This is a genomic window from Coriobacteriia bacterium (genome assembly GCA_014859305.1).
GTDB lineage: Bacteria > Actinomycetota > Coriobacteriia > Anaerosomatales > Kmv31 > Kmv31.
In genome coordinates this window covers 1-18,354 of record JACUUM010000027.1, presented here as the reverse complement: position 1 = coordinate 18,354, position 18,354 = coordinate 1, and the positions used below count along the sequence as shown (strand labels likewise).

General features: G+C 72.5%; 13 protein-coding genes. 5 read left to right on the top strand and 8 right to left on the bottom strand.

The window, feature by feature from the left end:
* Positions 1 to 382 precede the first annotated feature (382 nt).
* On the top strand, positions 383 to 3,151 hold the full coding sequence (locus tag IBX62_06300; GenBank protein MBE0476685.1) for a cation-translocating P-type ATPase: 2,769 nt from the start codon (positions 383 to 385) through the stop codon (positions 3,149 to 3,151).
* 56 nt (positions 3,152 to 3,207) lie between these two features.
* Here the strand turns inward: IBX62_06300 and IBX62_06295 are convergent, their stop codons facing one another.
* Together IBX62_06295 and IBX62_06290 are read right to left on the bottom strand one after the other, a co-directional pair.
* Positions 3,208 to 4,179, bottom strand: coding sequence for a D-alanine--D-alanine ligase (locus IBX62_06295; protein MBE0476684.1), 972 nt, complete (start codon positions 4,177 to 4,179; stop codon positions 3,208 to 3,210).
* Positions 4,170 to 4,709 carry a hypothetical protein gene (locus IBX62_06290; protein ID MBE0476683.1) on the bottom strand — a complete coding sequence of 180 codons (540 nt, stop codon included), beginning with the start codon at positions 4,707 to 4,709 and terminating at the stop codon, positions 4,170 to 4,172. The genes IBX62_06295 and IBX62_06290 overlap by 10 nt, the downstream gene beginning before the upstream one ends.
* Positions 4,710 to 5,085: 376 nt before the next feature.
* Between IBX62_06290 and IBX62_06285 the strand changes: the two genes are divergently transcribed.
* Positions 5,086 to 6,222 carry a trypsin-like peptidase domain-containing protein gene (locus IBX62_06285; GenBank protein MBE0476682.1) on the top strand — a complete coding sequence of 379 codons (1,137 nt, stop codon included), beginning with the start codon at positions 5,086 to 5,088 and terminating at the stop codon, positions 6,220 to 6,222.
* Positions 6,223 to 6,224: 2 nt separating this feature from the next.
* On the opposite strand, the gene IBX62_06280 is transcribed toward IBX62_06285, so the two are convergent.
* Positions 6,225 to 7,631 carry a cytochrome c family protein gene (locus IBX62_06280; protein MBE0476681.1) on the bottom strand — a complete coding sequence of 469 codons (1,407 nt, stop codon included), beginning with the start codon at positions 7,629 to 7,631 and terminating at the stop codon, positions 6,225 to 6,227.
* A gap of 73 nt (positions 7,632 to 7,704) precedes the next feature.
* Here IBX62_06280 and IBX62_06275 point away from each other — a divergent pair, with 73 nt between their 5' ends.
* On the top strand, positions 7,705 to 8,202 hold the full coding sequence (locus tag IBX62_06275; protein ID MBE0476680.1) for a rubrerythrin: 498 nt from the start codon (positions 7,705 to 7,707) through the stop codon (positions 8,200 to 8,202).
* A gap of 70 nt (positions 8,203 to 8,272) precedes the next feature.
* Positions 8,273 to 9,313 (top strand): 23S rRNA (adenine(2503)-C(2))-methyltransferase RlmN, encoded by a 1,041-nt coding sequence (rlmN, locus tag IBX62_06270; GenBank protein ID MBE0476679.1) that lies wholly within the window; start codon positions 8,273 to 8,275, stop codon positions 9,311 to 9,313.
* On the opposite strand, the gene IBX62_06265 is transcribed toward rlmN, so the two are convergent.
* The 5 genes from IBX62_06265 to IBX62_06245 all read right to left on the bottom strand — a co-directional run bounded on the left by IBX62_06265 (position 9,276) and on the right by IBX62_06245 (position 17,424).
* Complete coding sequence (locus tag IBX62_06265; protein ID MBE0476678.1) at positions 9,276 to 12,665, bottom strand: UvrD-helicase domain-containing protein; 3,390 nt, start codon at positions 12,663 to 12,665, stop codon at positions 9,276 to 9,278. The genes rlmN and IBX62_06265 overlap by 38 nt on opposite strands.
* The gene (locus tag IBX62_06260) at positions 12,662 to 15,436 is read right to left on the bottom strand and encodes a PD-(D/E)XK nuclease family protein (GenBank protein MBE0476677.1); all 2,775 of its coding nucleotides are present in this window, start codon (positions 15,434 to 15,436) and stop codon (positions 12,662 to 12,664) included. Before IBX62_06260 ends, IBX62_06265 begins: the two co-directional genes overlap by 4 nt.
* A 67-nt stretch (positions 15,437 to 15,503) precedes the next feature.
* A complete protein-coding gene (locus IBX62_06255) occupies positions 15,504 to 15,806 on the bottom strand; it encodes a YtxH domain-containing protein (protein MBE0476676.1) in 303 nt (100 codons plus the stop codon).
* Between the two features lie 21 nt (positions 15,807 to 15,827).
* Entirely contained in the window at positions 15,828 to 16,679 is an 852-nt protein-coding gene (locus IBX62_06250; protein ID MBE0476675.1) for a ParB/RepB/Spo0J family partition protein, read from the bottom strand.
* The gene (locus tag IBX62_06245; GenBank protein MBE0476674.1) at positions 16,672 to 17,424 is read right to left on the bottom strand and encodes a ParA family protein; all 753 of its coding nucleotides are present in this window, start codon (positions 17,422 to 17,424) and stop codon (positions 16,672 to 16,674) included. The genes IBX62_06250 and IBX62_06245 overlap by 8 nt, the downstream gene beginning before the upstream one ends.
* A 132-nt stretch (positions 17,425 to 17,556) precedes the next feature.
* Here IBX62_06245 and rsmG point away from each other — a divergent pair, with 132 nt between their 5' ends.
* Complete coding sequence (gene rsmG / locus IBX62_06240) at positions 17,557 to 18,282, top strand: 16S rRNA (guanine(527)-N(7))-methyltransferase RsmG (protein MBE0476673.1); 726 nt, start codon at positions 17,557 to 17,559, stop codon at positions 18,280 to 18,282.
* Positions 18,283 to 18,354: the final 72 nt, after the last annotated feature.

Below are 18,354 nucleotides of genomic sequence, written 5' to 3'. Positions count from 1 at the left end.
GGCGGTGCACGCCACCCGCACCGTAGCCGCCTCCGCCGCGTGCCCCGCGGCGGTGCCTCTTGCGTCTCGCCATCTCGCGATCCCTTCGGCCGTGCCCTTCCGCAGGTGCCTGCTTCCGCCGCGACTTAGCATAGGCTAAGGCGACCGCTTCTTGCAACCTCGGCGTACTACTTCCATAGCACGATGCGGGTGCGGTTCGAAGCGTTGTGGTAGGCTCTTCCGGCGAAGGGGAGTAGCGCCCGCGAGCGGCGGGCGGCAGGCCGACATCCCGGGCGGCGGCACGAGCGACCCGCCCCGGCCCTGCCCTCACCGTCATCCGGTGACCGCGAGACCTTCGGTGGAAACATCCGCCGAGGGTCTTTGTCGTTGGAGGAGAGAAGCGATGCCTGAGGCAAGCGTCGCGCCGGTCCGCCCCCCGTCACGGCCGGCGACCGAGCCGTGGCACACGATGACCGCCGAGGAGGTCCTCTCGCACCTCGGGTCCGACGCGCGGCGCGGCCTCGACCCGGGGGTCGCTGCCGCCCGGCTCGCCGAGCGCGGCCCCAACGAGCTGCGGCCCGAGGAAGAGGTGCCCGTGTGGCGGAGGTTCGCCGGGCAGTTCAATGACTTCATGATCTGGGTGCTCATGGCCGCCGTGGTGATATCGGCGCTGGAGGGCCAGTTCGTCGAGGCCGTGGCCATCACCGCGATCCTGGTGCTCAACGGCGTGCTCGGGTTCGTTCAGGAGTACCGGGCGGAGCAGGCGCTCGAGGCGCTCAAGGAGATGTCGGCACCCACCGCCACCGTGATCCGCAGCGGTGCCGAGAGCGAACTCCCGGCCTGCGAGCTGGTCCCCGGCGACGTCGTCCTGCTCGAGGCCGGCGACAAGGTACCGGCCGACGCCCGGCTGCTGGAGGCGGGCGCGCTGCGCGTGGAAGAGGCGGCGCTGACCGGCGAGAGCGTACCGGTACGCAAGACGACCGGGCCCGTCGCCGATCCCGAAGCGTCCCTCGGGGACCGCGAGGACATGGTCTTCGCGGGGACGTCGGTCGCGGTCGGGCGGGGCCGGGGAGTGGTGGTGGAGACCGGCCAGACCACACAGATGGGCCGGATCGCCGAGTTGCTCGCGGCGCAGGAGGAGGAGAAGACGCCGCTGCAGCGCGAGCTGCGCACGGTGGGCAAGCGCATCGCCTTGCTCGTGCTTGCGGTCGCCGCCGTCGTCTTCGCGGTCAACACCTTCCAGGCGTGGCAGGCGACCGGCCTGCCCTTCGGCGAGGCCCTCGGGAGCGAGCCGTTCCGGGCCCGGCTCACGGTCGCGCTGCTGGTGGCGATCTCGCTGGCCGTCGCCGCCATCCCCGAAGGCCTGCCGGCCATCGTCACCGTCGCGCTCTCGCTCGGGGTGCGCCACATGGCCGAGCGCAACGCCATCGTACGGAAGCTGCACGCGGTCGAGACGCTGGGCTCCACGACCTTCATCTGCTCGGACAAGACCGGCACGCTCACACGCAATCAGATGGCGGTGCGCCGGATCCTGGTCGGCGACGACATGGTGGAGGTGCTGCCCGACTACTCGCTGGATCCCACCGAGCGCGACCCCGAGGCGGGCGACCTCGAGCTGCTGCTCGAGATCGCCGCGTCCTGCAACGACGCGCGCTTCACGGCCGGGGGCGAGCTCGTCGGCGATCCGACCGAGACCGCGCTGGTACGGGCGGCGCACGAGATCGCAGAGAGGCGCGTGCACCGGCGCCGCCTCGGCGAGATACCCTTCGACTCCGAGCGCAAGCGGATGACGACCGTGCACGACGTGGACGGCCGCTGCCTGGCCTACATGAAGGGCGGGGCCGATGTGGTCCTCCGCATGTGCACGCGCGCCCTGCTGCACGGCGAGACCGTCGGGATGACCGAGGAGTTGCGCTCGCGGCTGCGCTCGCGCAACGAGGGCCTCGCCTCCACGGGCTACCGGACGCTGGCCTTCGCATACCGGGAGCTCGATGGCCCGCACGCCTGCGAGATCGACGAGGCGCACGCCAGCGACATCGAGCGCGACCTCACCTACGTCGGGATCATGGGGCTGCTGGACCCTCCGCGCCCGGAGGTCGCCGAGGCGATCGACGTCGCTCACAGCGCGGGCATCCACGTGGCGATGGTGACCGGCGACCACGCCCTCACGGCGAGCGCGATCGGCTCGCAGATCGGGCTGCTGGAGGGCAAGGAGGTCGTCGACGGCGTGCGGCTCGAGCGCATGACCGACGAGGAGCTCTACGACCTCGCCGAGGACATCCGCATCTACGCCCGCGTCAACCCGGAGCACAAGCTCCGCATCGTCGAGGCGCTGAAGCGGCGCGGTCACGTCGTCGCGATGACCGGCGACGGCGTCAACGACGCGCCCGCGCTCAAGCGGGCCGACATCGGCGTGGCCATGGGACAGGTCGGCACCGACGTGAGCCGCGAGGCGGCCGACATGGTGCTCGCCGACGACAACTTCGCCACGATCGTGGAGGCGGTGCGTCAGGGGCGCGCCGTGTTCGACAACCTGCGCAAGTTCATCCTCTTCCTGCTCTCGTGCAACATGTCCGAGGTGCTCATCATCCTCACGACCACGTTCTTCATCGACCGGCCGGCGCTGCTGCCGTTGCAGATCCTCTGGATCAACCTCGTCACAGACGGACTGCCCGCGCTCGCGCTCGGGGTGGACCCCGCCTCGCCCCGCGTCATGCAGCGCGCCCCGCGGCGTGCCGACGAGGGCATCCTTGTCCGAAAGCGCCAGCTGCAGGTGCTCTGGCAGGGCGCGTTGCTCACCACCGCGGGTCTGTCGGTGTTCGTCTGGGCAGACTACCTGATGGCCGGTCATTCCTTCGAGCGCGCGCAGACGATGCTCTTCGCCGCGCTCGTGCTCGCGCAGTTGCTGCACGCGTTCAACTTCCGCTCGGAGACCGTCTCGGTGTTCACGGCCGAGTCGCTGCGCAACCGTTGGCTCGTCTACGCGCTCTTCGGGTCGATGGCGCTGCAGGTGCTGGTGATCTACCTGCCGCCCCTGCAGCGGGTCTTCCGGACGGTACCGCTGTCGGCCCCCGATTGGCTCGCCGTGCTGACCGCGGCGCTGTTGCCGATCGCGATCATCGACCTGGTGAAGGTCGTCCGCGCCCGGCGGGCGGGGGCTGCGGCGGCGTAGGCGAGACGCCGGCGCGGTCGCGAGTGCGGATCGGCGCGGCGCGCGGCGCGCGTCCGCTACCCGCGCGGCTCCAGCGCGAGCCGCACAAGCAGCTCGCACAGGTCCGGGAACGAGATGCCGACGGCGCGTGCGGCCTCCGGCAGGAGGCTGGTCTCCGTCATGCCGGGGATGGTGTTCGTCTCGAGCGCGTAGGCCCGACCGTCCTCGGCCACGATGAGGTCCGTGCGCGAGACGCCCCGGCACCGCAACGCGGCGTGCGCCTCCAGGGCGAGCCTCTCGCAGTCGCGCTGCGCGTGCTCCTCGATGTCGGCGGGGATGAGGTGCCGGCTCATCCCCGGTACGTACTTGGCCTCGTAGTCGTAGAAGTCGTGCTCCGGCACGATCTGCAGCGTGGGCAGCGCGAAGGGCTCGTCGTTGCCCAGCACGCCCACGGTCACTTCCGCGCCGGCCACGTATCGCTCCACCAGCGCCAGGCGGCAGTGGCTGAACGCCTCCTCGAGGGCGCCGGGCAGCTCCGAGGCCTGTTGCACGATCGTGACCCCGATCGCGGAGCCCTCGTTCGCGGGCTTGACCACCAGCCGCTCCCCCAGCACGTCGACCACCGCAGCGTGGTCGAGAGGGTCTCCTCGGCGAAGGGCTACCCAGTCAGGCGTTGGGATGCCGGCGTGTTCGTAGATGGCCTTCGAGGTCACCTTGTCCATCGCCATCGCGCTGGCCAGCACGCCCGAGCCCACGTAGGGCATATCGAGCAGCTCCAGGAGCCCCTGCACCGTGCCGTCCTCGCCGTAGCGACCGTGGAGGCAGACGAAGACGACCTCGGGCGCGAGGTCCTGCAGCTCGCGGATGAAGGTGATGCGGCGCGCGTCCACCTCCGCGACGTCGTGCCCGCGCTCGCGCAGGGCAGAGGACACCTGCGCGCCGGTCTTGAGCGAGACCTCGCGCTCGGCCGAGCGGCCGCCCATGAGGACGGCCACGCGGGTGCGCGGCAGCGGCTCCCCGGCCTTGGCGCGCGGGGCCGTCACAGCCATCCCAGCCTGAGCGCATCGAGGACCGTGAGCGCGGCCCACCACAGAGCCACGCCGAAGGCGGCTACCGCCGCCGTCCACAACATGGAGCGCGGCAGGAGGCCCGTGCGCACGAGGGAAACGCGGCGCGAGAGGAGCCACTCGGCGACCACCACGAGCGGGGACAGCGCGGCCAGCACGAGCGCGGCCAGCACGAGCCAGCGGTACGCCGCGAGATCGGGCGGGTAGCCGCGGCCCTGCAGGAGCGCCACGGTGGCCGCCGTGAGCGCGACCCAGGCCCCCGCGTATGCGGCGATCGGGGTCCGCGCGAGCCGCGGGAGCTCGGGTACGAGCTGGAGGCGCGCGGCGGCGGGCGCGGGCTCCTCCGCGGCGGCGGGCTCCTCCTCGGCGGCGGGCTCGGCGGCGGCGGCGGGCTCGGGCTCCTCCTCGGCTGCCTGCGGCGCCGCCGGCGCTCCGTCTCCGGGAGCGGTCTCCGCCGGCTGCTGACGCTCCTCGGCCTCGGTCGCCTTCGGTCTGACGTCCGCTTCGTCCATGCCCGCCTTCCCCCCCTCCGTTCCTACCCCCGCCGAGTCTAGAGGAGCGTCCACGGCTCGGACAACCGCCCCGGTAGGGACCCCAGTCGCTCCTCGGACTCCTCGCCGACCGGCGTCTCGATGATGGATGGACCCGCCAGAAGGGAAAGAACGCGAGGCGCGGCCTTGCCGCGCGTGTCGACGAGGGGAGCGAGACGTGGGCGACGACGCCGGCTTCGACCGGCCGGGCGAGGACGGGCCGGGCGGGGGGCGCACGGAACCGTACCCGGTAGCGCGGCCGCACCAGCATCCGTCGCCCTCCTACGGGCGCCCGGTCGTCACTTCTGAACCCGAGGCCGCGCCGGCATCGCGACGTCTCGGCGCCGGAGCCGCGGCGATGGTCGCGCTCGCCGTGGCGCTGCTGGCGGGCTCGTTGGCGGGAGGGGCGGCCGGCTTCGCCGGCGGGCTGTTCGCCGCCAACCGGGTCAGGCCACAGATGGCCGCGCAGGGCGGGCGCGCCCTTCCCGTCGACGGGAGCGAACCGGTCGCCGCCGCGGCGGCCCAAGCGTTGCCCAGCGTCGTCAACATCGACGTCTCCGGCTCGCCCGACGGGGCGCGCGGCGAGGACGAGGAGGACATGCCCGGAGGCCATCCCGGGGTGCCCATCGTCGGCAACGGCTCGGGCGTGGCCTTCCGCCGCACCGGCGGCGGGGGCACGTACATCCTGACGAACAACCACGTCGTGGAGAACGCGAACTCGATCATCGTGAAGGGCATGGACCGCGAGCGGCACAAGGGCAAGCTGGTCGGCGCGGATCCGGACACGGACGTCGCCGTCGTGCAGGTCGACGCCGAGCTTCCCGTCATCGAGGTGGCCGATCCCGACGAGGTGCACGTCGGCGAGCTCGTGATCGCCATCGGCTCCCCCTTCGGCCTGTCCCACTCGGTGACCTCGGGCGTGATCTCGGCGATCGGCAGGTCGCTGCCCGATTCGTTCAACGGGAACGACGACGCCTACCCGCTCGTGGACGTCATCCAGACCGACGCTGCGATCAACCCCGGCAACTCGGGCGGCGCCCTCGTCGACCGCTCCGGGCGCCTCGTGGGCATCAACACCGCCATCTACTCCGAGAACGGCGCCTCGGGCGGGATCGGGTTCGCGATCCCCGCGGGGTCGGCGATACGCGTGGCCGACCAGCTCATCGCCGACGGCCGCGTCTCCCACCCGTTCCTCGGTATCGTGGGACAGAGCGTGGACCCGCTCATCGCGAGGGAGGAGAGTCTCCCCGTCAGCGAAGGGGCGCTCGTGGTGGAGATCCAGAAGGGCACCGCCGCCGAGAAGGCAGGGGTGAAGCCCGGCGATCTGATCGTGGGCATCGACGGGACGAAGGTCCGCACGATGGACGACCTCATGCTCGAGGTGCGCCGCCGCGGGATCGGCGAGAAGGTCCAGCTGCGGGTCTACCGCGGCGGCTCCCAGACCACCCTGGAGATGACGGTAGGCGTCAAGCCCGCCGACGGCGGCAAGCGCTAGCCCTACCCGCCGTCGTCCCCGCGCCTCCCGGCGACCGAGAACGCCAGGCCGATCGCGGTGAGCATGGTCAGCACACCGAGCAACGTGACCATCGGCAGCGTCCACGCCGCTCGCTCACGCCGGCGGGCCCGGCCTCCCGAAGAGGCGGCTCTCTGCTCCTCGGACCCGTACACGACCAGGCTGGCCTCGGCCATCCGCGTGACGGGGACCTCGACGCCGGCCTTGTCCGCGAGCTCCTCGGGAACGCCGCGGTAGTACAGCCGCGCCGTCACCGTGACCGGAGGGGCACCCGGCATCGGCGCCTCGTAGTCCTGGGTCCTGAAGCCGCCGGGAGGGACCCGGTCGTCGCTCGCGATGCTCGCGGCCTCCCACATCTCGACCGGGCGCACCCCTCGCGCGTCGGCGAACTCGGTGCCGAAGACGCGCGTTCCGCGCAGCACCTCACGGCCGCGGGCGTCCTCGGCCACGACCTCCAGCCACATCCTCCGCAGCCCGGTGACCCCCGTGGGCAGGTAGTGGCCGGCGCCGACGTTGGATAGGGTGACCCCGACGCTCAGCAGCGAGCCCGGTCGTACGACGTCGTCGGCCGCCAGCGTCAGCTCGGCCGCGGCTCGAAGGCGCTCCTCGGCCAGGCCCTTCGGGCCGAGCGCGGCGTTCGCGCCCACGAACGTCATCGTCCGGACGTGGTCGCGCTCGACGCCGAAGGACGCGACGTGGCCGGCGTTCGGCCTGGTGACGCCGGGACCGGGGGTCATGTGGCAGTCCTGGCACACGACCCCGCGCTCCGCGTAGGGGCTCTCCTTCCATTCCGTGTACGTGGCCTCCAGCGCCAGACCGTTCTCAGGATGGTTGACGTCGTGGCACGTGCCGCAGAACTCCGCGCTTCGGTGGAAGGCGGAGTACGCCGTCCGATGGGCCGGGGAGACGGCGTCTTTGAGCGCGGCGCGCTTCGCGTCGTCGGGCTTGACGACCCAAGATGAGTTCGCGACCGGCTTCCTCGTCCCCGTCACCTGGTGACAGAAGTCGCAGCCCACCCCCTCTCGGGCCTGGGCGTTGCGCTTCTTGCCGTCTTTGCCGGTCATATCGGCCATCGCGGCCACCGGGCCGTGGCACGCCTCGCAGAACGGGCCGAGTCGGCCGTCGGTGGCCTTGTTCGCCTCGCCGAGCTTCGCCAGATAGATCGGGTCCGAGAGCGCCTGAGCGTGCATGGACCCCTGCCACGCGCCGAGGAGCTCCGAGTGGCAGTCGCAGCTCCCCGAGGGCGCGAACCTGGACGCCGAGACCTTCTGGAGCGCCGAGGCGGCGGGCGGGCCGAGGAAGGCCATCGCGAGCGCCAGGAGCAGCGTGGCGCCGGCGGCGCGCTGGCGGGAGCGCGGATTCCCGCGGCGCGCATGTGTTCGTGCTCGCATCACGGCCTCCCGCCCCCAGCATTTGGATATACATACTGAAGATTCCGGAGCGGAAACGGAAGGAGCTGCGTCCATGGAGACCTACCGCTGCAAGGCCTGCGGGTACTTCCACGTCGGTCCCGCGCCCGACCATTGCCCGGTCTGCGGGTCGCCCAAGACCACGTTCGTGGCGTACAGGGGGCCCGGTGACCTCGCGGGCACCAGGACGCTCGAGAACCTCAAGGCCGCCTTCGCCGGCGAGTCGCAGGCGAACAGGCGCTACACGCTGTTCTCGCGCATCGCCCGGCTGGAAGGTTCCGAAGCTGCGGCGGCGGCGTTCGACCGGGCGGCGGCCGAGGAGACGGCCCACGCCCTCGGACACCTGGCCTACATGAGCGCCTTCGGCCGGACGAGGGAGAACCTCGAGACGGCCATCGAGGGCGAGGACTACGAGACGACCGACATGTACCCCGCCTTCGCCGACGTCGCGGAAGCGGAGGGTCTCCCGGCGATCGCCCACTACTTCCGTTCGGTGGGCGGCTTCGAGAAGGCGCACCGCGACGAGTACCGCGACGTGAGAGAAGGCGAGTAGGGGCCCGGGCGTCCCGGCGGCGGTCCGGGAAGGCGGCTGTCGGCGACGAACGAGCGCGTAGTATGGACGCATGAGGGCCGACATCAAGTCGATGGACGTCGGAGGGATCGCAGAGGCGCTGTCGGACCTCGGTGAGCCCCGCTACCGCGCGTCGCAGGTGCTGCGCTGGCTCTACGCGCGCGGCGCCACATCCTTCGACGAGATGACGGATCTGCCCGCCGGGCTGCGCGCGGCGCTGGCCGAGCGCTTCGCGATGAGCGTGCCGCGACTCGTCGAGCGGCAGGTGTCGAGAGACGGGGCGCGCAAGTACCTCTGGCGGCTGGCCGACGGCGTGACCGTGGAGAGCGTCGGGATCCCCGCCGACGAACGACTGACGGTCTGCTTCTCCACGCAGGCCGGCTGCCGGATGGGTTGCGCCTTCTGCGCCACGGGCCGCGGCGGCTTCATCCGGGACCTCTCGCCCGGCGAGATGGCCGACCAGGTGGCGATGGCCGGCCGCGACTTCGGGCGGCGCGTGGCCAACGCGGTGGCCATGGGGCAGGGAGAGCCGTTCGCGAACTACGAGGCGACACTGGCGGCGCTGCGCATCCTCAACTCGCCGGATGCGCTGGGGATCGGCGCCCGTCACATCACCGTCTCCACGTGCGGGCTGCCGCCGGCGATACGCCGGTTCGCCCGCGAGCCCGAGCAGTTCACGCTGGCGGTCTCGCTGCACTCCGCCGTGCAGGAGACGCGTGACCGCCTCATGCCCGGTGTCCGCGGCGTGAGGCTCGAGGCGCTGCGCGAGTCCCTCGTCTCGTACGTCGAGCGGACCGGTCGGCGGCCCTCGCTCGAGTACGCGCTGCTGGCTGGCGTCAATGACACGCCCGAGGAGCTCGCCGCCGTCCTGGCGTTCTGTCGAGGACTGCTCGTGCACGTCAACCTGATCCCCGCCAACGTGGTGAACGGATGCGGCTTCGACCGCAGCTCCGCGCGGCGGGCGCGCGAGTTCCTCTCCGCGCTGACCGCTGCGGGGGTCGAGGCGAGCATCCGCGCTGAGCGCGGAGCCGACATCGACGCGGCATGCGGCCAGCTCAGGCAGCGCCGCGAGGGCGGCGCCGAGGGCGCCTGACCGGGCACAGGCCCCCGAGCGCGGGGCAGCCTCCGCACACGCGACGGTCGTAGCGCGGCCTGGGCCGGTAGGGCCCTCCAAGTGCGTCGCGGGCGAGTCCCTCCAACCGCTCGCGCAGGCGCGCCGCGTCGGAGGATCGGAACCGCGACGAGGTGATGCGCGACCCGCGCTCCAAGGCGACGAAGGCGACCTCGACCTCACCGGCCCCGCTCTCGAGCAGCGCGAGCGCGTAACACTCGGCCTGGAGGCGGTACGCCTCCCCGCCGGAGCGGTCACCGGTACCATCGCCGGCGCCGGTCTTGTAGTCGACGACGAGCACGCGCTCCCCGAACCAGGACACGAGGTCCATAGCGCCCGTCAGCGGCGTCCCGTCGAGCATGACGGCGAAGGGCACCTCGCGGCCGATTCGCTCTTCGGCCTCCGCGCGAGCCGCGAGCGGCGAGCCGGCGAAGGCCCGCACGGCCGCGGCGAGGCGGGGGATCTCCTCGGAGGGCAGCCCGTGCACGGACGCGATCGCATCGATGCGCGCGTCGGTGAGCGGCTGCTCGCCGAGCGTCTCGAGCGCTGCGTGGGCCGCCGACCCGAACGCCATCGGGCCGGCGTCGCGGCCGGGAGCGCGAAGCCCGGCGACGCGCTCGACGTAGAAGCGGTACGGGCACTCAGTGAAGGTGTGCAGCGCGGTGAAGGACAGCGAGGCCGGTCCCGCCGCAGGCTCTTCCGGCTGCGGGTTCTCCACCGGCTCCTCCGGCGCGTTCTCCGCCTCCGCTGCCGCGGGCCCCGGCGGCGGCGAGGGTACCGGCGGCGTGGAAGGTCTCGGGTGCGTCGGCGCCTCGCGAGCGGGCGCGGCGTCCGGCTCGTCCTCCGGCCTGACGACCTCGAGGACGTAGCGCGCTCCCCCCGCCTCCCGCTCCCCCGGCTCGCCCACCGCCTCCGCCAGACCCAGCGCGCCCCGCACCCACCCGATGGGACGGTCGTCTCGCTCGCCCTTGTCCAGCGACGTGGCCCCCGAGAGGATCAGCCGCTCCTCGCCACGCGTGCACGCGACGTACAGCAGCCGTTTCTCCTCGGCGAGCCGGCGCTGCTGCTCCTCCGCTCGCATGCGCGCATGCTCCATCGGCACGTAGCCGTCCTCGCCCGTCCGCGAGCGCGGCAGGGCGAGGGACCACGCGGGCCCACCGGGTCGCATGACGGCTATCGCGAGGTCTTCCACGGACGGGACCTGCCGTCCGAGGTCGGCCACCGCCACGACCGGGAACTCGAGACCCTTGGCGGAATGGACCGACATGATGCGGACCGCTTCAGCCGCTTCCGGCGGCGGAGCCTGCCCCGACCGCCCGTACAGGCGCCACGCGCGAAGCCGCTCCACGAACGCGCCCGCATCCGGCGTCTCGTCCCGCCCGAACGTCTCGGCCTCTCGCACGAGCTTGCGCACGTTCGCCCACGCGCGCTCGCCCGCCGCCCCCCTGCCGGACAGGGCCTCTCGCAGGCCGAGGATCCGGATCGCCCTCACGAGGGCCTCTCCCAATCCGCGCCGGTGGCATTCGCCCCTCAGCGCCTCGACCGCGTCGCGCAGCGCCCGTACCCGCTGCCGGTCGCCCGCGGGCAGCGCGCCCTCCCCCGCCGCCGCAGCGGTCACGGCGGCCCACATTCCGCGGTCCTCGGCCAGCTCCCGAAGCTGGAGCACGGCACCGCCGGAGAGCCCGATCATGTCGCCGAGCAGCAGGGTGGCGAACTGCTCCTCGTCGTGCGGCAGCGCCGCAACCGCCAGCAGTGACTCCATCTCGAGCGCCTCGGGCTGCGACGCGAAGGAGCCGCCGCCGGCCACGAGTGCCGGCACCTCCTCGGCCTCCAGGGCGGCGAGGTAGGGCGCCGCACCGGTGAGCGCCCGCAGGAGCACGGCGACGCCGCCGGGCGGCACGCCGTCCTCTCGCACCAGGGAGCGGATCCGACGCGCGAGTGCGCGGGCCTCGGCCTCCCGCCACGAGACGCCCTCCCACCCCTCGCGGGCCACCGCCAGCACCTCCGCGCACGGGGCGCTCTCGGGCGGTGTGGGGCTCGCAGGGCCGCCGGGGACCAGCGGCTCGTGCCCGGCGCCGAAGAGCTCTTCGGCGCCGAAGAGCGCGTTGACGAAGCCGAGGAGTGGCGGGCGCGACCGGAAGTTCACGTCCAGCGACACGGTGCGGTCGATGCCGGCCCGCACCTGGCGGAACACCTCGACGTCGGCGTTGCGGAACGAGTAGATGGCCTGGCGCTCGTCACCCACGACGCACAGGTCGCCCCTGCGGATCGGCTCGATCACGCGCACCTGCAGCGCGTTGGTGTCCTGGAACTCGTCGACCATGATCAGCTCGAAGCGCCGCGCGTACTCCTCCGCTACATCGGGTCTGCGCCGGAAGAGGCGTTCGGCGGCCTCCTGCAGGTCATCCTGGTCGAGCACTCCGGCTCGCCGCTTCCCCTCGGAGTACCGCTCGCCGAACTCGCGCAGCAGCCCCCTGAGGGCACGGCGGTGCGGCTGGATACCGGCGAGCCTGGCCGCGTCCTCGAGCTCGTCCAGGACCTCCGAGGCCTCCTGTATCGCTCCGGCCGTGGCGCGGCATCGCCTGGAGAGGCGGCACGCCGCCCTGGCCTCGATCACGGCCCCGGCGGCCCGCTCGCCGGCAAGGGCCCCCGCCTCGCGCAGCGCGCGCGCGACCGCCTCCAGCGCGGCCGCGTTGTCGCGCTGCGTCGCGTTGGCCGCGGGGGTCGGGTGAGCCGAGAGGACGGCTTCGATCGCGGCGAGTGCGCGGCCGAGGACCTCCCGCAGCGCGGGCGGCTCCGCAAGGGGCAGATCGTCCGGGGCGACTCCCATCGATCGCAGCCTGGCGTGCAGCGCCGGCACCGTCGCGCGCAGGCGTGCGGCGCCGAATCGCGCGAGGAGAGCCCCGACCCCCGCGTCGCGCTCGCGCGTCGAGACCGCTTCCTCGAAGGCCGCCTCCCGCAGCAGACCGGTCTCGATCTCGTCGGCGACGCGGAACCCGGGAGGCAGGCGGGCCTCGAGGGCGTGCCTTCGCAGGAGCCGCGAACAGAAGCCGTGGATGGTCGAGACCCACGCTTCCCCCATGGCCAGGGCCGCGTCCGGCCTGGCGTGCTCGTAGCGGAGGACGCGCCGGATGCGGGCCTCGAGCTCGGCAGCCGCCTTACGCGTGAACGTGATCGCCAGGGCGCGCTCCGCCGGCGTCCCGCGTGCGACGGCTTCGGCGAAGCGCCGCGCCAGCACCGCCGTCTTGCCGGAACCTGCTCCCGCAGCGATGAACAGTTCGCCTTGCAGCGTCCGGATCGCCTCGCCTTGGGCCGGCGTCGGGCGGAACATCACGCCGCCCCCCTCTCGCACGCGTGGCTCACCGCGCAGTACCGGCAGGCATCGTGCGCGGGATCGGGCGCGAGCCTTCCCTGCCGGATGCCCTCGGCGGCGTCGCGGGCCCGCCGGACGGCGTCGTCCAGCACCTCCTCGAAGGCCGCGGCGTCCAGCGCCTGCGCTCCGGGCAGCTCCTCGGCGCGGAAGGCGTCCCGGAGGTAGAAGCCGGAGGTCCGCCCGCTCCTCAGGCTGCGGTACACGGCACCCGCGACAGGCATGCCGCGGGTCCGCAGCGCGACGGTGTAGAGCTGCAGCTGGAGCAGCCCCCGCCTTCCGAAGTCGCGCGGCGGCGGCACGTCGCCGGTCTTGTAGTCGACGACCAGGGAGACGCCGCCGTCGGAGTCGATGCGGTCGACGCGCCCCCGGAGCTTGAGGTCCCCGAGGTCGACCGGGTCGTCATCGGGCGCGAGGCCGAAGCCCAGCTCCAATCCGACCGGCTGCAGCCGTGGCACGAACGCGGCGTCCCTTCCCAGGAACGCCTCGAGCCGGTCCCACGCCGTCTCGAGGCGGTCCCGCTCGTCGATGTCACGGGGCTCGGGCAGGGCCGACGCACCCGCCTCGAACGCCTGCCGGGCCAGGCGCAGCGCCACGGGCAGCGACTCGGGGGTCACGCGAGCCACGCCCGCCTCCGCGGGCAGCGCTCGCAGGGTCTCGCGCAACACGTCGTGCACGAGCCGCCCGCTCTCGAGCGCGTCGAACCGGGCGTCGGCCTTCCGCGGCCGCAGCCACCGGTCGCGCAACCACCTCACCGGGCACGAGAGATACGTCTCGAGCTCGCCCGGCGAGAAGACGTCTCGCTCCGACAGGCCGGCCACGGCCTCCCCGGAGCCCTCCGCCATCCGTTCCGCGAGACCCCTCATCCGCCGCCGGGCACCGGCTGCCGCCGCGGCAGCGCCTGCCACGTCCACGAACGCAGGTGTCCCTTCCTCGGCGTCTTGCGCGCGGTAGACCTCGAGCGCCTCGGTCCATGCGGCCGAGGCCGCGCACGGCTCTCCTCCCTCGCCGAGCGTATGGGTCAGCAGCACGAGGCGCTCCCTCGCGCGCGTCGCCACGGCGTAGAACTCCGCTCTCTCCCGCTCCTCGGCACCCGCCCGCTCCGGCACGCCCAGGGCTCGCGCGGCGGCGCCGACCGCGCCCGCGCGGTACGTGTCGTCGGAGCGCGCCGACCCGCCGTCGGCGGTGAGCCCGCCCACGATGACCACCGCGAAGCGGCGGGAGCGCGCGCGGAGCGCGCTGACCACCTGCACCCTGCCGGGGCGCTCCGCACGGGCGGGTTCCGCGCGGGCCGTCTCGATCGCGACCAGCACGTCGGAGGCGCCCAGGTCGGCCCCCCTCGCATCCGCAGCGTCCGCGGCGATGGACAGCGATCCGGCCGCCCCCTGCGCGTCCTCCTCACCCCACTCGCCCAGCAGCGGTGCGTCGCCCGGGTGGGCCGCTTCGAGCAGTCCGTGGACCAGGCCCGCCCACGCGGTGGCCCACTCCGCGTCGACGCGTCGGCGGGCCAGCTCGCCGGCCGCGAGGAGCGGGCCCCTGGCCGCCGGGACCGCCCGTACCGCCGAGGCCGCGAGCACCTCGGTCCGCTCCTCGCGCTGCCGCCGCCATCCCGCCTCGAGCGCCGCGGCTTCTTCGGCGGAAGCCGGCGAGTACGGCGAGCGCAGCCACGAGAGCAGGTCCGAACGGGCTCCGGTGAGGGCGAAGCGCAGAAGGTGCGCCGCCGCGCGAGAGAGCGGCAGGGCGCGGAGCGGCACGTCGAAGTCCAGGTCGCAGGACAGCCCCCTGTCCGCCAGCGCGCGCCGCAGCCCGCGGGCCAGCGGCCAGGGATCCCGGTAGACGAGCGCCACCTCCTCGGCGGGGACGCCGGAGGAGATCGCGCGAGCAGCCTCCTCAGCCGCCCGCTCGACCTCGTCCTCGGCATCACCGCAAACCCCGAAGACCACGTCCGATGGAGGAGGCAGCGGCTGCGCCGGCGGCGCGAACAGGTGAGCCGTGAACGCCCGCAAGTCCTCCGATCGCGTGTGCCGGTCCTCTCGGGGCAGCACCACCGTCCCGTCCCCGGAGAGACGCCGGACGAGCGCGCCGGTCGCCGCCGTCGCCGGGAAGCCTTCGACCCAGGTCAGCGAGACGAGCACCTCGACCCCCCGCTCGGACAGCCCGCGCAGATAGGCCTCCTGGTGCGGCGCGAGGTCGGTGAACCGGTGGGCGGCGACCGGTCCGTGGCAGGCAGGCGGGTCTGCCGAGAGCAGCGAGAACGCCTCGCCCGGCTCGACCAGGCCGTGCCGCCCGAGGAGCTCGCGGTAGCTGCCGACGACGTCGTAGAGCTCGCCGGCCTCGCCGGAGGGCCGCCCGGCGGCGCCGGCGGTCGCCGCCGAGTCCTTCGCCAGGCGCGCCAGGACGTGCACGGTCCCGGCGTCCTCGCCGACCTCCCGCAGCACCTCTCCCCCCGCTTCCCGGATCGCCGAGGACATCAGCGCGTGACGCTGCGGGGGCTGGACCAGCCTCCTGCCGTCCCCTCGGGTCCTCCACCTGTTCGCGAGGTACGCGTCGAACCGGGCGACGGTCAGTCCCACCGGATGGGTCGCCGCGAACTCCCGCCGCGCGCGCTCGACGTCGGCGGCCGAGGGCAGCAGCAGCACCGGCCGCGCGCCTCCGTCCAGCGCTTCGCGGATGCGGGCGTACACGAACCCGGTCTTGCCGGTGTTCGCCGCGCCGGTGATCACGAGCAACGGCACACCGTTCCCTCCCTTCCGGGAAGGAACATCGCACGCCGGTCTGACATCGCAGACTTCGTCAGTATGCTCACAAAGACGCTTGGGCGCGCGTGTACCGCTGCATCCCCTCGCGGATCTCGCGGATCTTCCTGCGCGCGACTTCCTCGTCGCGTCCGAGGTAGTGCTCCACCCGCCCGCCCACGACCTCGGCGGTGCGTTCGGCGCGCTCCGCCACGCCCCTCGCGATATCGGCTACCCGAAGAGCCTCGTTCGCCAGGCGCCGCCTGGTCCTCGCGCCGCTGGTCGGCGCGAAGAGCAGCCCGGCGAGCAGGCCTCCGGCCAGGCCGACGAGCAGTCCGACAAGGAAGCACTCCAGACGATTCGCTCGCACCCGATGCACTTCGTCCTCCCTCTAGGGCGTCTCGCCCTCGGTGAGCAGCCTGAATATCTGCTCGAGCTGCTCTTCGCCCTGGAAGTCGATTTCTATCTTGCCCTTCTTGGCCGTCCGGCGAACGCGCACGTTCGTCCCGAGGAGCTTGCGCAGTTTGCGCGCGACGACCTTGAACGACTTCGGGGTGACCGGCCTCGGAGCGGAAGCCGTGTGCCCGGCGGCGTAGAGACGCGCGAGGTTCTCCGCCTCGCGCACTGAGAGGCCCTCGTCCACGACCTTCGTCGCGAGCTTCACCCGCATCGCGTCGTCGGGCACCGCGAGCACCGCGCGGGCATGCCCCGCACTGAGCTTCCCGTCGTAGACGAGGTCCTGGATCTCGTCCGGCAGGTCGAGCAGGCGCAGCGAGTTCGTTATCGCCGAGCGGGACTTGGAGACCTTGTCGGCGAGCTCTGCTTGCGTCATCTGGTGCTCGGTCAGCAGCTTCCGGTACCCTCGCGCCTCCTCGATCGCGTTCAGGTCCTGGCGTTGCAGGTTCTCGATGAGCGCCAGCTCGAGGCACTCGAGCTCCGAGGCCGATATCACCCGCACGGGCACCTGCGCCAGGCCCGCCGCCCTGGCTGCGCGCCACCGACGCTCGCCGGCGACTATCTGGTACCCCTCTCCGTGCGGCCGGACGATGATCGGCTGCAGCATGCCGACCTTGCCGACGGAGTCGGCCAGCTCCGCGATGCCCCGGTCGTCCAGGTCCGTTCGCGGCTGGTTCGGATTCGGCGATATGGCCTCGGTGCCCAACTCGTAGACCTCATCGGAGGCCGCTTGCGCGGCGCTCGGGATGAGGGCCGACAGCCCTCTCCCCAACCCCCTCTTAGACACGGTCGATCACTTCCTTTGCCAGGTTGCGGTAGGCGTCCGCGCCTTTCCCGTTCGAATCGTACAGTGTGATCGGCTGCCCGAAGCTCGGCGCCTCCGAGAGCCGCACCGTCCTAGGGATGACCGTGTCGAACACGCGGTCCTCGAAGAAGTCCCTCACTTCCTCGACCACCTGCTGGGAGAGCCGGGTGCGCGAGTCGTGCATCGTCATGAGAACCCCGAACACTTCGAGGGCCGGGTTCAAGTGGGTGCGTACGAGCCTGACGCTGTCCAGCAGCTTCGAGAGCCCCTCCAGCGCGTAGTACTCGCACTGTATCGGTATGACGAGCCCCTCCGCGGCCGTGAGAGCGTTGATCGTGAGAAGTCCCAGAGACGGGGGGCAGTCGATGACCACGAAGTCGAACTCGTCGGCCACGGGAGAGAGCGCGGTCCTGAGCTTGCCCTCTCGGCTGAGGGCGGAGACGAGCTCGATCTCGGCGCCGGCGAGCTGGATCGTGGCCGGCACCACGAACACATGTTCGACCGAGACCGGTTCGATGAGCTGGGCCATCGGGACGTCGTCCAGCAGGGCGTTGTACACGCACCGTTCGCGCTGGTTCTTGTTGAGCCCGAATCCCGACGTGGCGTTCCCCTGTGGGTCCAGGTCCACGAGCAGGACCTTTCGCCCCAGCTCACCGAGAGCAGCCGCAAGGTTGACGGCCGTCGTGCTCTTGCCGACGCCCCCCTTCTGGTTGACGACGGCGAGGATCCCCCTCCGCGCCGACCGGCCCGGTTCGGCTGCCTTCTCCACGCCCTCCCCTTTCCGCGCGCAGTCCCGTCGAGTATATCAGAGGCGGCCGGGACGGAAGGTTCTGCCGACCGCAGTCCTCGGAGTGATACGATGTTTCACGTGGAACATCAGGACCGGATCGCGGAGTCGATCGCAGCCGAGAGCCGTTCGCTCGGCGTCCTTCTGAGCGAAGCCGATTCCGAACGGCTGGCTCTGCACCTCGAGCTCGTCCTCGCCGCGAACGCTACCACGAACCTCACCGCCGTCACCGAGACGCGCGAGGCCATCCGCCTCCACGTGCTCGACTCACTCGCGGCGGCCCCGCTCCTCGCTGCCGCCCCGCCGGGCCCGTTCGTCGACATCGGAAGCGGGGCTGGATACCCCGGCATACCGCTGGCGATAGCGACGGGCCGGGCGGTGACCCTGCTCGAAAGCAACGGGAAGAAGGCCCGGTTCCTCGAGTCCGTCGTGTCGGACCTTCGCCTGGAGGCGAATGTCGCTTCGGCCAGGGCCGAGGAGTGGGCGCTGAGGATGCCGGAGGCGTACGCCGCGGCGACGGCTCGCGCCGTGTCCTCTCTGGCGAGCCTGGAGGAGTTGGCGGCACCGCTCCTGCACATCGGCGGGCACCTGCTCGCGCTGAAGGGGCGGCGCATGACGGACGAGGAGGATCGGGCACGTCGAGCCGGCGACGTCGTGGGCCTCCGGCTGATCCGGGTCGCCTCGCTCTCCGTGCCCGGGGCGGACGAGAGGACGGTGTACCTCTTCGCGAAGACCGGGCCTCCCGTGCGACCGCTTCCCCGTCGTCCAGGCGCCGCACAGAAGCGTCCGCTCGGCTGACGCGGATCGAAGGTCCGCAATGTGTTTCACGTGAAACCTTGCTGCCCGGTGTCCCCCGTTCCCCCTGCGCGA